Here is a 16,298-nt window from a genome sequence, read left to right as displayed (position 1 = left end):
AGTCTCAGTTAGAAACTGAAAACTGTGACCGGGACTGAAAACTCATTTTCTATTTCGGATTAAAAACTAAAAACGGAATAATCATTTCTTCTAACGAAATTCCTCCGTGTTGATACGTATTTCTGTAATAACTTACATAATGATTATAGTTGTTTACGTAAGCCAAAAAGTAATCATTTTTAGCAAAAATAAACGAACTACTCATGTTTATAGCCGGTAAACCAATGTCTTTTGGCTCTTTGACAACATACACATCTTTTTGTTCGTAAGTTAAACTACGACCTGTTTTGTAACGCAAATTTAAGCTTGTATTTTTATCTCCAACAACTTTCGAAGGATTTTTTACATTAATTGTTCCGTGATCCGTGGTCAGAATTAATTTAAAACCTAAAACTTGTGCTTGCTGAATAATCTCTAAAAGCGGAGAATTCTTAAACCAGCTTAATGTCAGAGAACGATATGCTTTATCATCAGAAGCAAGTTCTTTTACGACTTCCATTTCCGTTTTGGCATGCGATAACATGTCGACAAAATTGTAGACAACCGTAACTAAATCATTTCCTTTTAAGGCTTTGAAGTTTTCAGCCAATTTTTTTCCGCCAGCGTAATTTGTGATTTTAAAATAATCTTCCTTAATATTTAATCCTAAACGCTTTAATTGTGCTGAAAGGAATTCAGCTTCAAAAAGATTTTTTCCGCCGTCTTCAACATCATTTTTCCAGTATTGCGGAAATTGTTTTTCCATTTCAATAGGCAGTAAACCAGAGAAAATGGCATTTCTGGCATATTGCGTTGCTGTTGGAAGGATGGAGAAATACGGAACTTCTTTTTCTAATTTGTAATAGTTAGAAACTACAGTTTCGAAAGATTTCCACTGGTCGTAACGCAAATTATCAATAACAACAAACAAGATTGGTTTGTCTTTCTTTTTAAGTTCCGGAACAACTAATTCTTTAAATAAATTATGCGATTGAATAGGTTTATCGGCTTTTGGTGCAAACCAGTCTTCGTAGTTTCGTTCAATATATTTTCCGAATTGTGAGTTGGCTTCAACCTTTTGAGATTCAAGGATTTCTATCATTCCCTGATCATTTATATTCTCTAGTTCTAATTCCCAGAAAATCAATTTTTTGTATAATTCAACCCAATCTTCAAAGGAATTTACCATAGCTAATTCCATAGATATTTTACGAAATTCTTTCTGATAATCTAAAGTGGTTTTCTCTGAAATTAATCTCGAATGATCCAGATTTTTCTTCAAACTCAATAAAATCTGATTCGGATTTACAGGTTTTATAAGATAATCGGCGATTTTAGAACCAATCGCTTCTTCCATTATATATTCCTCTTCACTTTTGGTAATCATAATCATCGGGATTGCCGATTTTTTTTCTTTCATTTCCGAAAGCGTTTCCAAACCACTCATTCCGGGCATATTTTCATCAAGGAAAACAATATCAAAATTGTCTTCTTCAAATAATGAAATAGCGTCCAAACCATTATTACAAGTAGTTACAGCGTAGTTTTTTTTCTCCAGAAATAATATATGTGGTTTCAAAAGATCGATCTCATCATCGACCCAAAGTATTTTTATCTTGTCCATAAACGATTTTATTTTTAATGCAATTTAGAAGTATAGAACTTAAAAAGTATTAAAAATAGTATAAATTTCAGAATAATGATTTATGATTTTTGTGGAATATCTTTTTTTTATTTTGTTACTATATTGAGAATCAGGCTGAATAATTGTTCATTTTTAAGTAAAAAACACGAAGTTGATTATAGTTATTTACTTATATTTGTTGATCTAAAAATAACCAAATAGTGACTCAGATCAATAAGTTAAAAATATTCAATGATCCCATTTATGGGTTTATTTCCATCCCGAACGAACTTATTTACGACTTAATCCAACATCCGTATTTTCAGCGTTTACGCCGCATTTCGCAAATGGGATTATCGTATTTGGTTTATCCCGGGGCAAATCATACCCGTTTTCATCACGCGTTGGGATGTATGCATTTAATGCAGAAATCTGTTGATACGCTTCGTTTTAAAGGAGTTGCGATTTCTTCCGAAGAAGAAAACGCATTATACATTGCTATTTTACTCCATGATATTGGTCATGGACCGTTTTCGCATGCTATGGAAAAGAGTATTGTTGAAGATGTGAATCATGAAGCTATTTCGTTATTATTTATGAATCAGCTTAATGAAGAATTTGATGGAAGATTGAGTTTGGCTATTCAGGTTTTTAAAGGTGAATATCACAGGAAATTCATGTTGCAATTGATTTCAAGTCAGTTAGATATGGATCGAATGGATTATTTGAAACGTGATAGTTTTTATACAGGAGTTGCAGAAGGAAATGTAAATTCTGAACGTTTGATTCAGATGATGAATGTGGAGAATGATGTATTGGTGATTGAAGAAAAAGGGATTTATTCGGTTGAAAAATTCTTGCTTTCGCGAAGATTAATGTATTGGCAGGCTTACTTGCATAAAACAAGTTTGGTGGCCGAATTAATTTTAATGAAAGTATTAAAAAGAGCTAAAGAATTGACTTTAAAAGGAGTTGCGTTGCCTTGTAGCGAGCCTCTTATGTATTTTATGCAAAACAAAGTTGCTTTGGAGGATTTTGATGCCGAAAAGCTTGATTTGTTTTCTCAATTAGATGATTTTGATATTATTAGTGCGTTAAAAGCGTGGCAAAGACATAGCGATTTTATACTTTCTACATTAAGTAAAATGATCATTAACAGAGATTTACTTAAGATTAAATTGAGCGCAGAAAAAATTCCGATGGAAGAATCACAATCTTTAAAAGAAGAATTTGCTGAAGCGCATCATATTTCGGCTGTAGATGCAGGATATTTCATTTTTAGAGGTAAAATAAAAAATCAGGCTTATAGTAAAGAAGCCGAACCAATACGAATTTTGAAAAAAGATAGAACAATTGAGGATGTTGTGGAAGCGTCTGATCAGTTGAATTTGAAATCGTTATCTAAATTGGTGACAAAATATTACATCTGTTTCCCAAAACAACTTATCTAAAATTAACATTTAAAATCTATTTTTTATATTTTTGTCGCAATGAAATTTACAGCAGAACAAATAGCAGGAATTTTAGAAGGAGAAGTTGTTGGGAATCCCAATGCAGAAGTTTCTCGGCTATCTAAGATCGAAGAAGGCGAGGAAGGTTCACTTACTTTTTTAGCTAATCCTAAATATATCAACTACATATATACTACAAAAGCATCCGTTACTATTGTTAATGATAGCTTTATACCTGAACAGGAAATTACGACAACTTTAATAAAAGTCGAAGATGCTTACGCGTCTTTTTCGAAGCTTTTACACTTTTATAATCAGGTAAAATTGAATAAAAATGGCATCGAACCACAGTCTTTTATGTCTGAAGGAACTAAACACGGAGAAAATCTATACTTAGGAAGCTTCAGTTATATAGGGCAAAACGTAGTTTTAGGTGACAACGTAAAAATTTATCCAAATAGTTTTATTGGCGATAATGTTGTTATTGGCAATAATGTATATATTTTTGCAGGCGCTAAAATTTATTCCGAAACTATAATAGGAAACAATTGCACGATTCATTCAGGAACTATTATTGGTGCTGATGGTTTTGGTTTTGTACCTAATGAAGAAGGAGTATATAGCAAAGTGCCTCAAATTGGTAATGTTATCATAGAAGATAATGTTGATATTGGAGCAAATACAACAATAGACAGAGCAACTCTAGGTTCTACAATTATTAGACAAGGAGTTAAATTAGACAATCAAATTCAGATTGCTCATAATGTAGAAATTGGGAAAAATACGGTGATTGCAGCGCAATCAGGTGTTGCCGGTTCTACAAAAATTGGAGAAAACTGTATGATTGGCGGGCAAGTTGGTATCGCAGGTCACTTAACAATAGGTAATAATGTGAGATTGCAAGCTCAGTCAGGAGTTGCAAGAAACATCAAGGATGGTGAGATTTTGCAGGGCACGCCGTCACTTGGATATACTGATTTTAACAAATCGTATGTTCATTTTAAGAATTTGCCTAAAATCGTAACCGAAATTGAAGAATTAAAAAAACAAATAATAAACCCAAAAAATGGAAATAATGGTTAAACAGAAGACCATCAAAAATGAAATTTCACTAACAGGCGTTGGATTACACACTGGAAAAGAAGTTACAATGACTTTTAAACCAGCTCCAATTAATAATGGTTTCACTTTTGTAAGAGTAGATTTGCAAGGTCAACCAGTCATTGAGGCTGATGCTAATTATGTTGTTAACACGCAAAGAGGTACTAATTTAGAAAAATTAGGTGTAAAAATTCAAACACCAGAACACGTTTTAGCTGCTTTAGTTGGATGTGATTTGGATAATGTTATCATTGAGTTAAACGCTTCTGAGCTTCCAATAATGGATGGTTCTTCAAAATATTTTGTTGAAGCAATTGAAAATGCCGGAATCGAAGAACAAGATGCTAAACGTAATGTTTATGTTGTAAAAGAAGTTATTTCGTTTACTGATGAAACTACAGGAAGTGAGATTTTGGTTATGCCAAGTGATGATTATCAAGTAACTGCAATGGTTGATTTTGGTACTAAAGTTTTAGGTACTCAAAACGCAACTATGAAAAGTATAGCCGATTTTAAAGATGAAATCGCTAATTCAAGAACTTTTAGTTTCTTACATGAATTAGAATCTCTTCTTGAAAACGGATTAATTAAAGGTGGAGATTTAAACAACGCTATTGTATATGTAGATAAAGAAATATCTGATTCTACAATGGAAAACTTAAAGAAAGCTTTCGGGAAAGATAAGATTTCTGTTAAGCCAAACGGAGTTTTAGATAACCTTACTTTACATTATCCAAACGAAGCTGCAAGACATAAATTGTTAGATGTTGTTGGAGATTTATCTTTAATTGGGGTTAGAATTCAAGGAAAAATTATTGCTAACAAACCTGGACACTATGTGAATACACAGTTTGCCAAAAAATTAGCGAAAATTATCAAAATTGAGCAAAGAAATCACGTACCGGTTTACGATTTAAATCTTGAGCCGTTGATGGATATTCATAAAATCATGGCCGTATTGCCACACAGACCTCCATTTTTGTTAATTGACAGAATTATCGAAATGTCTGACAGTCATGTGGTAGGAATGAAAAATGTAACAATGAATGAGAATTTCTTTGTTGGACATTTTCCTGAAGCTCCGGTTATGCCAGGAGTTTTAATTGTGGAAGCAATGGCGCAAACAGGTGGAATTTTGGTTTTAAGCACAGTTCCGGATCCTGAAAATTATTTGACATATTTCATGAAAATTGACAATGTTAAATTCAAACACAAAGTATTACCTGGTGACACCTTGATTTTCAAGTGTGAATTGATTTCTCCTATCAGAAGAGGAATCTGTCATATGCAGGCAAATGCTTACGCAAACGGAAAATTAGTAACTGAGGCAGAATTAATGGCTCAAATTGCTAGAAAACAATAATCATTTAATCGATTTTATTGTTTACGTTTGTTGCCCAAATTAGATTATTTTAAATTTAAAATATAAAACATACAGATGAATCAACCATTAGCATATGTTCATCCCGGCGCCAAAATCGCTAAAAACGTTGTAATAGAGCCTTTTACAACAATTCACAATAATGTTGTTATTGGTGATGGTACTTGGATTGGTTCAAATGTGACCATCATGGAAGGTGCTCGTATTGGTAAAAATTGTAATATTTTTCCAGGAGCGGTAATTTCTGCGGTGCCACAAGATTTAAAATTTGGAGGAGAAGATTCTCTTGCCATTATTGGAGACAATTGCACAATCAGAGAATGTGTTACTATAAATAGAGGTACAGTTGCGTCTGGACAAACTATTCTTGGGAATAATTGTTTAGTTATGGCATATGCGCATATTGCTCACGATTGCGAGATTGGTAATAACGCCATTATTGTAAACGGAGTAGCTCTTGCAGGTCACGTAGTTGTTGGTAATCACGCCGTAATTGGTGGTTTAGCTGCAATTCATCAATTTATTCACATTGGTGATCACGCTATGATTTCTGGTGGATCTTTGGTTAGAAAAGATGTTCCGCCTTATACAAAAGCTGCAAAAGAACCATTATCATACGTAGGAATCAATTCAGTTGGTTTAAGGAGAAGAGGTTTTAGTACTGAGAAAATCAGAGAAATACAGGAGATCTATAGAATTTTATACCAAAAGAATTACAATACAACACAGGCTTTAAGTATTATAGAAGCTGAAATGGAAGCAACTCCTGAGAGAGATGAAATTCTTGACTTTATCAGAAATTCATCACGAGGAATTATGAAAGGTTATTCAGGAAACTATTAGATAAAAGTTTAATCGTTTATTTGTTTATCGTTAAATCGAAAACAAATAAACGATTTAACGATTCAACAAAATATTAAAAAAAATAACAGAATGGAAGGTTTGCTCTTGTTGAGAATTTAAAATCTACATTCTAAAATCTAAAATAAAAAAAAATGGCATCTACATCAGATATTAGAAACGGATTGTGTATTAAATTCAATCACGATATTTATAAAATCGTTGAATTTCTTCACGTAAAACCTGGAAAAGGTCCAGCTTTCGTAAGAACAAAATTAAGAAGTTTAACTACAGGAAGAGTATTAGATAATACATTTTCAGCAGGACATAAAATCGACGTTATTCGTGTAGAAACACATAATTACCAGTTTTTATATGCTGAAGGAGATGAATTTCATTTTATGAACACAGAATCTTTTGAGCAAATTTCTTTAAATAAAAATATCTTAGATGCTCCAGGATTATTAAAAGAGGGAACAAGCGTAATGGTTCAGGTAAATACTGAAACTGATTTACCTTTATCGGTAGATATGCCATCTTCTGTAATTCTTGAAGTTACTTACGCTGAGCCGGGAGTAAAAGGAAATACAGCTACAAATGCTACAAAAAATGCAACAGTAGAAACTGGAGCATCAGTAAACGTTCCGTTGTTCATCAACGAAGGTGATAAGATTAAAATTGATACAGCTTCAGGTTCTTACATGGAGCGTGTAAAGGAGTAATTTTTAATTAGATAATTTGTCAATGAGTCAATTAGAAAATTAATGCATACGCAGAAATTGAATAATTTTTATTTTCTAATTGACTCATTTTCTAATTGACAGATTTTCTAATTGACAAATTTTCTAATTTAAATATATGAAATTTCCAAAGATTCATTCTTTACAAGAAATTGCAAATTTGCTTCAATGCGAATTTATTGGTGATGAAAACTTTCCGGTTTCAGGCATGAACGAGATTCATGTTGTTGAACCTGGAGATATAGTTTTTGTAGACCATCCTAAATACTACGATAAAGCTTTACAATCAGCTGCGACTATTGTTTTGATCAACAAACAAGTAGATTGTCCGGAAGGTAAAGCGCTTTTAATTTCTGATGATCCTTTCAGAGATTTTAATACTCTCACGAAACATTTTAGACCTTTTCAAGCCACAAATGTATCAATTGCTCTTTCTGCAACTATTGGAGAAGGAACCGTGATACAACCCAATTGTTTTGTTGGAAACAATGTTACAATTGGTAAAAACTGTTTGATACATCCTAATGTTACCATTTACGATCATACTGTAATTGGTGATAACGTAATGATTCATGCCGGAACTATTTTGGGCGCCGATGCATTTTATTACAAAAAACGTCCGGATGGTTTTGATCAGTTAATTTCTAGCGGAAGAGTTGTTATTGAAGATAATGTTGGTATTGGTGCGCTTTGTACGATTGACAAAGGTGTAACAGGCGATACGACAATTGGAGCAGGAACAAAATTGGACAATCAGGTACATGTTGGACATGATACCGTGATTGGAAAAAAATGTTTGATCGCTTCACAAACTGGTATTGCAGGCTGTGTTATTATCGAAGATGAAGTTACAATCTGGGGACAAGTAGGAACAACTAGCGGAATCACAATAGGAGCGAAGGCTGTTATTATGGGGCAAACAGGTGTTACTAAGTCAGTTGAAGGAGGGAAATCTTATTTTGGAACTCCTATCGAAGAATCAAGAGAAAAGCTAAAACAATTAGCCAACATCAAGAAAATTCCTGAAATTTTAAATAAATTGAAATAATATGTCTATTAAAGAATTTGTTCAGAAATTTTACAAGTCAGATGCCTTAATCGATAGCGAAATCATGAAAACATATTTACATCCCGATGTAAAGTTAGATTGGAATAGCACAAAAGGACTGATCGAGATGGATTATAATTCGATGTTAGATATGGCGAATGAGCTAAGTCGTGCTTATGTGCGTTCTAAAGTTAGAATTAGCCATATTATTGCTGAAGAAGACTTGGTTTCAATTCGTTATTCTCATTTTGTGAAAACGATTGAAAACCCAAGAGAAGAGATGTTATTGGCTCACTTTTCTACAATTTGGCAAATAAAAGACGATAAATTATATCGTGGTTATCAAATGAGTCAATTTTCTTAATTTTTTTGAAGACAAAAAGGTTAAAATACGTTACAAAACCTTACTTTTGCATCACAATTTTAAAAACTACATAAAATATATATCATGAGTGTTTTAGTTAATAAAGATTCCAAAATAATTGTTCAAGGATTTACAGGAAGCGAAGGAACTTTCCACGCTTCTCAAATGATTGAGTACGGTACTAATGTTGTTGGTGGAGTTACTCCGGGAAAAGGAGGAACTAGCCATTTAGATCGTCCGGTTTTTAACACAGTAAAAGACGCTGTTGACCAAGCTGGAGCTGATACATCTATTATTTTTGTACCACCAGCTTTTGCTGCTGATGCAATTATGGAAGCTGCTGACGCTGGAATTAAAGTAATTATTGCTATTACAGAAGGAATTCCTGTAGCAGATATGATTAAAGCAAATAATTATGTTAAAGAAAGAAATTCTAGATTAATTGGACCAAACTGTCCAGGAGTTATTACTCCAGGTGAAGCTAAAGTTGGTATTATGCCAGGTTTCGTTTTCAAAAAAGGTACAGTTGGAATCGTTTCTAAATCAGGAACTTTAACTTACGAAGCTGCTGACCAAGTTGTAAAACAAGGTTTAGGAATTACTACAGCTATTGGTATTGGTGGAGATCCAATTATTGGAACTACAACTAAAGAAGCTGTTGAATTATTAATGAACGATCCAGAAACTGAAATCATCATTATGATTGGTGAAATTGGTGGTCAACTTGAAGCTGATGCTGCAAGATGGGTAAGAGCTGATGGTAACCGTAAACCAGTTGTTGGTTTTATCGCTGGAGAAACTGCTCCTGCTGGTAGAACAATGGGTCACGCAGGTGCTATTGTTGGTGGTTCTGATGATACTGCTGCTGCTAAAAAACAAATTATGAGAGACAACGGAATTCACGTTGTTGATTCACCAGCTGAAATTGGTAAAAAAGTAAAAGAAGTACTTGGATAATCTCCAATATTCGAAATAATAAATTCAAAAAAAAGTCTCAATATTTACTTGAGACTTTTTTACATTTAAAAATACTAAGGTATAAATATTAAAAACTTAGCAGCTCAGATCCTTAGTATCTTAGAAGCTTAAAAAAGAAATATGTACAAAGAATTAGAAAAGTTTAAAGTAAGCAATAGTTTTACTTTTACAATCGAAGATAGTTTAGAACAAACTTGTAATGCTCCGGAATCTGGTGCTGGAGTTTTTGTGGTTTATGCTGTTGAAGGTGATGCAAAAGAATTAATCATGGTTGGTTCTACAGGAACAGTTCAAAATGATGGAACTTTGAAAAGTAAAAACGGTGGTTTATACGACAAAATCGTAAACGGACACCAATTTGCTAAAACAGGAAGAAAATATTCTTGGCCAGCACAAATGAAGTTAGAAAATATCGATGCTCTTGAAGTAGTTTGGTATGAAACTTTTAATGCTGATGTAAAAGGAATTCCTACAACTGTTGAAGGGCAAGTTTTGCAAAATTTCTTAGATGAAAATGCAAAATTACCAAGATGGAATGTAGCTTTCTAAAAAACTGCTTTTAGAATAAAATTCATAGAACCTTGCTATTTTTTAGCGAGGTTTTTTGTTTTATAGATTTGTTTCTGAATGAAAAACTAAATTTTCATACTAAAAAGAAGGAAATAGGGCTATGAAATTATTGGAGTAAAATCTCACAATTGATATATTTAACAAAATAAAATTAAGATTTAAATAACAGGGATTAGATTAACCAAACCGCAATAAAGAAGCAGTTTTCTAATATTAGGAAACTGCTTCTTTTGTGTAAAAAAATTTGTTTTAAACTTTTGCTTTTATATATTTATCGCACAAAATGAAAAGATAATGTTAAAAAAACATATTCTTTGTATTAAGTAGAAGATTTACTTTTAGAATATCAGCCACAAGAACCATGAAAACCTCAATCCTTGAATTTAGCACCTTTGATGACATTACCCTTTGGACTAACCTAAAGGAAGGAGATGAAAAATCATTCTCAATGTTGTTTGAAAGATATTATGCCGATTTAGTAAGTTACGGAAATTCTCTTTCTCCATTTCACGAAAAAGTGCAGGATTGTGTTCAGGATGTTTTTACTGATATCTGGGTCTATCGTAATTCGTTGCAAGCGTCTGTGGTTGTAAAAGCCTATTTGTTATCAAGTGTTCGCAAAAGAATTGCAAGACTTCATGAACGTGATCATATTTTTAGAAAAGCTACAAACACAGATTCAATTGCATTTTTGTTGGAATTTTCGGTTGAGCACGAGCTTATAGATGATGATTATGCAACTAAAGAGAAAGTTACTTATCTCAATAAATTATTAAACGATTTACCGCCTCGCCAGAAAGAAGCTTTGTATTTAAGATATCATCAAGGACTTACTGTAGAACAAATTGCCGAAATGCTTGATGTAAATTATCAATCGGCTAGTAATTTGTTGTATCGTGGTTTAATGGCACTTCGTAAAGAATGGAAAGGTAGTTTTTCCTTATTTTTACTACTATCTTCAAGTAGTTTTTAAATTTTTTCAAAAAAATATAAAAAAAATCACAATTTGGTGAGTATATAATCAGAGAACTGTCCTCTATGTTTTTGTAACCTTATTTTTAGATGCAAAAACGAAATACATATACCGAAATAGAGGATTTTTTATCTGACGAATCATTCCAATCATGGATTTTATTAAAAATTGACAATGATGGTTGGGAAGAGTGGACTTTAGAAAGTCTTCAACGTGCCAAATTAGTCGAAGACGCAAGGCATTTATTGTTGGCAATGAAAGTTCCGGATTCAAAATTATCAAGCTCAGATATTCGCAGAGCGTTAGAAACAACGTGGTCGAAAATAGAGCGAAAAGAAAATCAAAGCAATTTATCTGAAAACTCAAATAGTAGATTCGTTAGAAAATGCTTTTTTACCGGAGTTGCAGCAACTTTGGTTTTTGGATTAATATCAGTTTGGTTTTACAAAAACAATTTCCAGACAGTCAATAAAGTTGTCACTTACAAAGAACTTATCGATGAAAATAGTGAAGGATTGGTGGAGCAAACCAACAATTCTGATAAACCGCAAATTATTACATTATCAGACGGTAGTTCGGTTTTGTTGCAGCCAAATAGTAAATTAAGTTATCCTAAAATCTTTACCGGAAACGAAAGAAAGGTGTATTTATCCGGCGAAGGTTTCTTTGAAATTAGTAAAAATCCTAAAAAACCTTTTTACGTTTATGCAAACGAGATTGTGACAAAGGTTGTTGGAACTAGTTTTAGGGTCAAAGCTTATTCTGATCAGCCTGATGTCGAAGTTCTTGTTCGCACCGGTAAAGTTAAGGTTAGGTCTAATGAAATGATTTCAAAATCGGATCATGAAGTCGTTTTACTTCCTAATCAGGCATTGCGATTTGTACGTAATGATCTAAAATTCAATAAAATTACCAATATTACTGAAGATGTTGAACTGACACAAAGTGTTGGAAACATTGAACAATTAAGCTTTGAATTTAGTGATATTCCGGTTTCTCAGATTTTTCAAACTATCGAACAGGCTTATTTAGTTGATATTGATTATCCTAAAGACAAATTAAAAGATTGTCACCTTACAACTTCACTGAGTGATCAGCCATTGACAGAAAAATTGAAAATTGTTTGCAGAAGCATTGGAAACAATACCAGTTTTGAAATGAATGGAAATCAGATTACTATAACATCAGAAGGTTGTAATTAATCTCATTGTTTAACTGTAATTAAACAATAGAAAACCAGCTCTGAAAAATAATATTTTGAAGTAAATACTTTCTTTTTAAAACAAGAATGTAATTTATTTCTTTTGAAACAAACCAAAACCAAAGTATAAACCAAAACCAAGAAAAAAACAAAAATGCCTATGTAAAAGAGAATGCATAAAAAAAGTGCCGAAATGCTGTAACATTCCGACACTTATTAAAATTGAATTTCTCTCTGTAAAGAGTTATTCAGTACGTTTCTTAAAATACACTCGAATCAGTATTAATCAAAACAAACCAAAATTATGAAAAAACCAGTTGTTAAACAACGATTACTCCATCGAATCATGAAAATAACACTATTTCAGTTTGTCCTTGCGCTTGTGTTTTCAAGTGGTGCAATGGCGAACGATGTAAATGGGCAAAAAAAATTAGATACCAAAGTCACAATTACAGTTGAAAATTTGACATTGGATAATGCATTATCTAAAATTGAAAAGTCTGCACATGTAAAATTTTCCTATAATTCCAGATTACCACAATTGAACCAAAAGGTTAGCATTGAGGCAAATCAGGAAACATTATCTAGTATTCTTGACAGAATATTGTTGCCGTTTAATATAACATTTGCAGAAGTTAGTAACCAGATTATTTTGCAAAAAAATGTTAGTAATCCGTTTGCAAATTCAGATAATCATGATTCATTATTTGAAATACTAGTAGGTCCAACTATAAAAGGAAAAGTTACTGATTCAGCTGGAAATCCTTTGCCTGGAGCAACAGTAATGGCAAAAGGAACTAAAACGGCTGTATTAACAGACTTTGATGGTAATTTTACTATCGAAGTACCCGCTAATAGCGATAAATTGATCATTTCTTATGTAGGTATGGAGACAAAAGAAATTGATACAAACAATACAACACCAACTATTGTTTTAAATGAAGTGGGACAAAACCTGAAAGAGGTTGTTGTTACTACTGGTTATGAAAAAACGTCTAAAAGAACATTTACAGGAGCTATTAGTAAAATTTCGGCAACTGAATTAAAAGTTGATGGTGTAGTTGATGTTAGTAGAATGATTGAAGGAAAAGCTGCAGGGGTAACGGTTCAAAACGTAACAGGAACTTTTGGTACAGCGCCAAAAATCACAGTTCGTGGATCTTCGTCAATCTTTGGAGACACAAAACCTTTATGGGTTATTGACGGAGTTGTTCAGGAAGATATCATTAATATTTCGTTTGCTGATTTGGCTTCTGGTAACTCTGAAACTTTATTGAGTTCATCTGTTGCAGGTTTAAATGCAAATGATATTCAGAATATAGAAATCTTAAAAGATGCATCGGCAACTTCTATTTATGGTTCAAGATCATTAAATGGAGTTGTGGTTGTGACTACAAAACAAGGACGTAGAGATTCGCCTTTAAAAGTGAGTTATTCTGTTGAAAATACAGTAAGAACTGTTCCGAGTTATTCGCAATATGACATTTTAAATTCTCAGGAATCTATGAGTATTTTAAAAGAATTAGAAGGATACGGCGGAGATGGTAAAGGTTTTCTGGAAATTGCATCATCGCTTAACGGAAGATTTGGTGGAGTTTATAATATTTTGGCGAAACAAATCGATACTTATAATAAAACAGGAGGTCAGTTTGGAGTTAGAAATGACGAAGTTAGCCGTAATCAATTTTTAAAGAAATATGAATTAGGCAATACAGATTGGTTTAGTGTTTTATTCAGACCATCGATCACTCAAAATCACTCTTTGAGTTTTTCTGGCGGTGGAAAAAACAATACTTTCTATGCCTCTCTTGGTTATTATACAGATCCGGGATGGACAATTGCTGATAACGTAAAACAATTGACTTCTAACATTAAAGGTACATTCTTTATCAATGACAGATTAAATATTACTTTATCTACAATGGGTTCTGTACGTAATCAAACTGCACCGGGAAGTTACGAAAGCAAATCAGATCCTGTATACGGAAGCGTAAACAGAGAATTTGATATCAATCCATTTAAGTATGTTTTAAATACAAGCAGAACTTTAAGACCTTATGACGAAAATGGAAATTTAGAATATTACAGAAACAACTGGGCTCCAATGAATATTATCAATGAGCTTCAGAATAATACATTGGATATTAAAGTAAATGATATTCGTTTTCAATTGGATTTAGAATATAAATTAAACAATCATTTAACTTATAATCTTACAGGTTCAGCAAGATATGCTAACACTTCAAGAGAACATAAAATTTATGAAGATTCAAACGTAGCTGCAGCTTACAAAGCTGGTACTGCTTTGAGTTCTGAAGGTGAAAATGCGATTGTTCAGGAGGCAAATATCTTCTTATACCGTGATCCGGATAATTTGACTGCACCAAAAATTTCTGTACTTCCAAATGGTGGATTTTTAAGAAAATTTACAAATGATATGACTTCTTACAACATTAGAAATAGTGTTAATTATAGAAATACATTTAACGAAAAACATGAAGTTGAAGGTTTCTTTGGTACAGAGCTTAGATCTGTAGACAGAAACAGCGATAATTTTACTGCAGTAGGGCTTCAGTTTGACCGCGGACTTACACCTTTTATAGATCCTAGATTAATTTCTAAAATCGTAAATGATGGAGATTCTTACTATGGTTTTGATGCCGAAAGAGAAAGAACAGTTGGTTTCTTCGGAAAAGTGGGATATACTTATAATCGTCGTTATACTGCGTCTCTTACAGGTCGTTATGATGGTTCTAACAGACAAGGAAATAGCGGTTCTAACAGATGGTTACCAACTTATACTGTAAGTGGAAAATGGAATGTTACAGAAGAAAACTTCATGAGAAATGTTAAGTCTATCAACAATTTAGCATTAAGAGCTTCTTACGGACTTACAGCAACTGCAGGACCAGCTACGAACTCATTAGCGATTTACAAAAGCTTTATTACAGATCGTCTTTTTCTTGCAAACAGAGAATCTAAAATATCAATTGATGAGTTGCAAAATGGTGATTTAACTTGGGAAAAACAATATGAAACTAATATTGGTTTAGACTTAGGAATGTTTAACAACAGAATACAATTTGTAACGGATGTTTATACTCGTAATGCCTTTGATTTAGTTGATTTTGTGACTACTTCTGGTGTTGGAGGAGAAAGTATCAAGCAAGGTAATAATGCTGATATGAGAACTAAAGGTATTGAGGTAGGTTTCACGACTCAAAATATTGTAACCAATAATTTTAAATGGTCTACAACACTTAATTTCTCTGTTTACGATCAAAAAATTACAAAATTACAAAACAAACCATCAGCTTTTAGTTTAGTAAACGGAAACGGTGGAAATGCATTAGGATCTCCTAGAAATTCAATTTATTCTTATGAATTCACAGGATTAAATAATCAGGGATTACCAACTTTCAAATTGCAGGATGGGGCAGAAAATAATATGACAGATGCAGATTTTCAAGATACGAAAGACGTAACTAAATATTTGAAATATGAAGGTTCTATTGAGCCAAATAAATCTATTGGTTTAGCGAATACTTTTACTTATAAAAACTGGTCATTATATGTATTTATTGTTGGTTCTGGAGGAAATAAAGTTCGTTTGAACCCAGTTTATGACAGTGTTTATGATGATTTGACAGTATTTACAAAAGACTTCACTAATCGTTGGATAAATCCTGGAGACGAAAACATTACAAATGTTCCAGTTATCGCAGACAAAAGATTAATTGAAAATAATGGAGGAGTGCGTACGTTAGCAAAAGCTTACAACACTTATAATTATTCTGATGTTAGAATTGCTGATGGTGATTTCGTGAGATTAAAAAACATCTCATTAGGTTGGGAATTCCCTAAGGATTTCAAGAAAAAATTAGGAGTAAGCACATTTACATTAAAAGGATCAGCAGTAAACCCTTGGTTAATTTACTCAGATAAAAGACTTAACGGTCAGGATCCTGAATTCCGTAATACAGGAGGTGTAGCTTTCCCAATTACATCACAATATACATTCGCCATAAACCTTTCATTTTAATATAAT

The 16,298-nt window shown here is 32.7% G+C and carries 13 protein-coding genes; 12 read left to right on the top strand and 1 reads right to left on the bottom strand.

The window, feature by feature from the left end; genetic code table 11:
* Positions 1-49: 49 nt before the first annotated feature.
* Positions 50-1,603, bottom strand: a complete 1,554-nt coding sequence (locus tag C8C83_RS23115; protein ID WP_121330897.1) for a bifunctional response regulator/alkaline phosphatase family protein — start codon at positions 1,601-1,603, stop codon at positions 50-52.
* 221 nt (positions 1,604-1,824) lie between these two features.
* Between C8C83_RS23115 and C8C83_RS23110 the strand changes: the two genes are divergently transcribed.
* The 12 genes from C8C83_RS23110 (at position 1,825) to C8C83_RS23055 (ending at position 16,292) form a co-directional block, all read left to right on the top strand.
* Positions 1,825-3,054: an HD domain-containing protein gene (locus C8C83_RS23110; protein ID WP_121330896.1), complete on the top strand. Its 1,230-nt coding sequence runs from the start codon at positions 1,825-1,827 to the stop codon at positions 3,052-3,054.
* Positions 3,055-3,093: 39 nt separating this feature from the next.
* Entirely contained in the window at positions 3,094-4,137 is a 1,044-nt protein-coding gene (lpxD, locus tag C8C83_RS23105; protein WP_121330895.1) for a UDP-3-O-(3-hydroxymyristoyl)glucosamine N-acyltransferase, read from the top strand.
* Positions 4,130-5,518 carry a bifunctional UDP-3-O-[3-hydroxymyristoyl] N-acetylglucosamine deacetylase/3-hydroxyacyl-ACP dehydratase gene (locus C8C83_RS23100; RefSeq protein WP_121331434.1) on the top strand — a complete coding sequence of 463 codons (1,389 nt, stop codon included), beginning with the start codon at positions 4,130-4,132 and terminating at the stop codon, positions 5,516-5,518. The genes lpxD and C8C83_RS23100 overlap by 8 nt, the downstream gene beginning before the upstream one ends.
* Before the next feature lie 75 nt (positions 5,519-5,593).
* Complete coding sequence (lpxA, locus tag C8C83_RS23095) at positions 5,594-6,379, top strand: acyl-ACP--UDP-N-acetylglucosamine O-acyltransferase (protein ID WP_029270176.1); 786 nt, start codon at positions 5,594-5,596, stop codon at positions 6,377-6,379.
* Positions 6,380-6,531: 152 nt separating this feature from the next.
* Positions 6,532-7,098 (top strand): elongation factor P, encoded by a 567-nt coding sequence (gene efp / locus C8C83_RS23090; RefSeq protein ID WP_099712374.1) that lies wholly within the window; start codon positions 6,532-6,534, stop codon positions 7,096-7,098.
* Positions 7,099-7,234: 136 nt separating this feature from the next.
* Positions 7,235-8,164 carry a UDP-3-O-(3-hydroxymyristoyl)glucosamine N-acyltransferase gene (locus C8C83_RS23085; RefSeq protein ID WP_121330894.1) on the top strand — a complete coding sequence of 310 codons (930 nt, stop codon included), beginning with the start codon at positions 7,235-7,237 and terminating at the stop codon, positions 8,162-8,164.
* Position 8,165: 1 nt separating this feature from the next.
* Positions 8,166-8,528: a nuclear transport factor 2 family protein gene (locus C8C83_RS23080; protein WP_121330893.1), complete on the top strand. Its 363-nt coding sequence runs from the start codon at positions 8,166-8,168 to the stop codon at positions 8,526-8,528.
* A gap of 84 nt (positions 8,529-8,612) precedes the next feature.
* On the top strand, positions 8,613-9,485 hold the full coding sequence (gene sucD, locus C8C83_RS23075) for a succinate--CoA ligase subunit alpha (RefSeq protein WP_089351425.1): 873 nt from the start codon (positions 8,613-8,615) through the stop codon (positions 9,483-9,485).
* Positions 9,486-9,626: 141 nt separating this feature from the next.
* On the top strand, positions 9,627-10,055 hold the full coding sequence (locus C8C83_RS23070) for a hypothetical protein (protein WP_099712377.1): 429 nt from the start codon (positions 9,627-9,629) through the stop codon (positions 10,053-10,055).
* A gap of 382 nt (positions 10,056-10,437) precedes the next feature.
* Positions 10,438-11,049, top strand: a complete 612-nt coding sequence (locus C8C83_RS23065; protein WP_121330892.1) for a sigma-70 family RNA polymerase sigma factor — start codon at positions 10,438-10,440, stop codon at positions 11,047-11,049.
* A gap of 89 nt (positions 11,050-11,138) precedes the next feature.
* A complete protein-coding gene (locus tag C8C83_RS23060) occupies positions 11,139-12,251 on the top strand; it encodes a FecR family protein (protein ID WP_121330891.1) in 1,113 nt (370 codons plus the stop codon).
* 303 nt (positions 12,252-12,554) lie between these two features.
* Positions 12,555-16,292, top strand: a complete 3,738-nt coding sequence (locus C8C83_RS23055; protein WP_121330890.1) for a SusC/RagA family TonB-linked outer membrane protein — start codon at positions 12,555-12,557, stop codon at positions 16,290-16,292.
* The last annotated feature ends 6 nt before the right edge of the window (positions 16,293-16,298 follow it).

Origin of the sequence: Flavobacterium sp. 90, assembly GCF_004339525.1 — a bacterium.
Classification (GTDB): domain Bacteria; phylum Bacteroidota; class Bacteroidia; order Flavobacteriales; family Flavobacteriaceae; genus Flavobacterium.
The sequence above is the reverse complement of the archived record's forward strand: the minus strand, read 5'-3'. Positions and strand labels throughout refer to the sequence as shown.

Coding starts and splice junctions, on each gene's coding strand:
- C8C83_RS23115 (WP_121330897.1), bottom strand. CDS start 1,603: ATGGACAAGATAAAAATACTTTGGGTCGATGATGAGATCGATCTTTTG.
- lpxD (WP_121330895.1), top strand. CDS start 3,094: ATGAAATTTACAGCAGAACAAATAGCAGGAATTTTAGAAGGAGAAGTT.
- C8C83_RS23100 (WP_121331434.1), top strand. CDS start 4,130: ATGGTTAAACAGAAGACCATCAAAAATGAAATTTCACTAACAGGCGTT.
- lpxA (WP_029270176.1), top strand. CDS start 5,594: ATGAATCAACCATTAGCATATGTTCATCCCGGCGCCAAAATCGCTAAA.
- efp (WP_099712374.1), top strand. CDS start 6,532: ATGGCATCTACATCAGATATTAGAAACGGATTGTGTATTAAATTCAAT.
- C8C83_RS23085 (WP_121330894.1), top strand. CDS start 7,235: ATGAAATTTCCAAAGATTCATTCTTTACAAGAAATTGCAAATTTGCTT.
- C8C83_RS23080 (WP_121330893.1), top strand. CDS start 8,166: ATGTCTATTAAAGAATTTGTTCAGAAATTTTACAAGTCAGATGCCTTA.
- sucD (WP_089351425.1), top strand. CDS start 8,613: ATGAGTGTTTTAGTTAATAAAGATTCCAAAATAATTGTTCAAGGATTT.
- C8C83_RS23070 (WP_099712377.1), top strand. CDS start 9,627: ATGTACAAAGAATTAGAAAAGTTTAAAGTAAGCAATAGTTTTACTTTT.
- C8C83_RS23065 (WP_121330892.1), top strand. CDS start 10,438: ATGAAAACCTCAATCCTTGAATTTAGCACCTTTGATGACATTACCCTT.
- C8C83_RS23060 (WP_121330891.1), top strand. CDS start 11,139: ATGCAAAAACGAAATACATATACCGAAATAGAGGATTTTTTATCTGAC.
- C8C83_RS23055 (WP_121330890.1), top strand. CDS start 12,555: ATGAAAAAACCAGTTGTTAAACAACGATTACTCCATCGAATCATGAAA.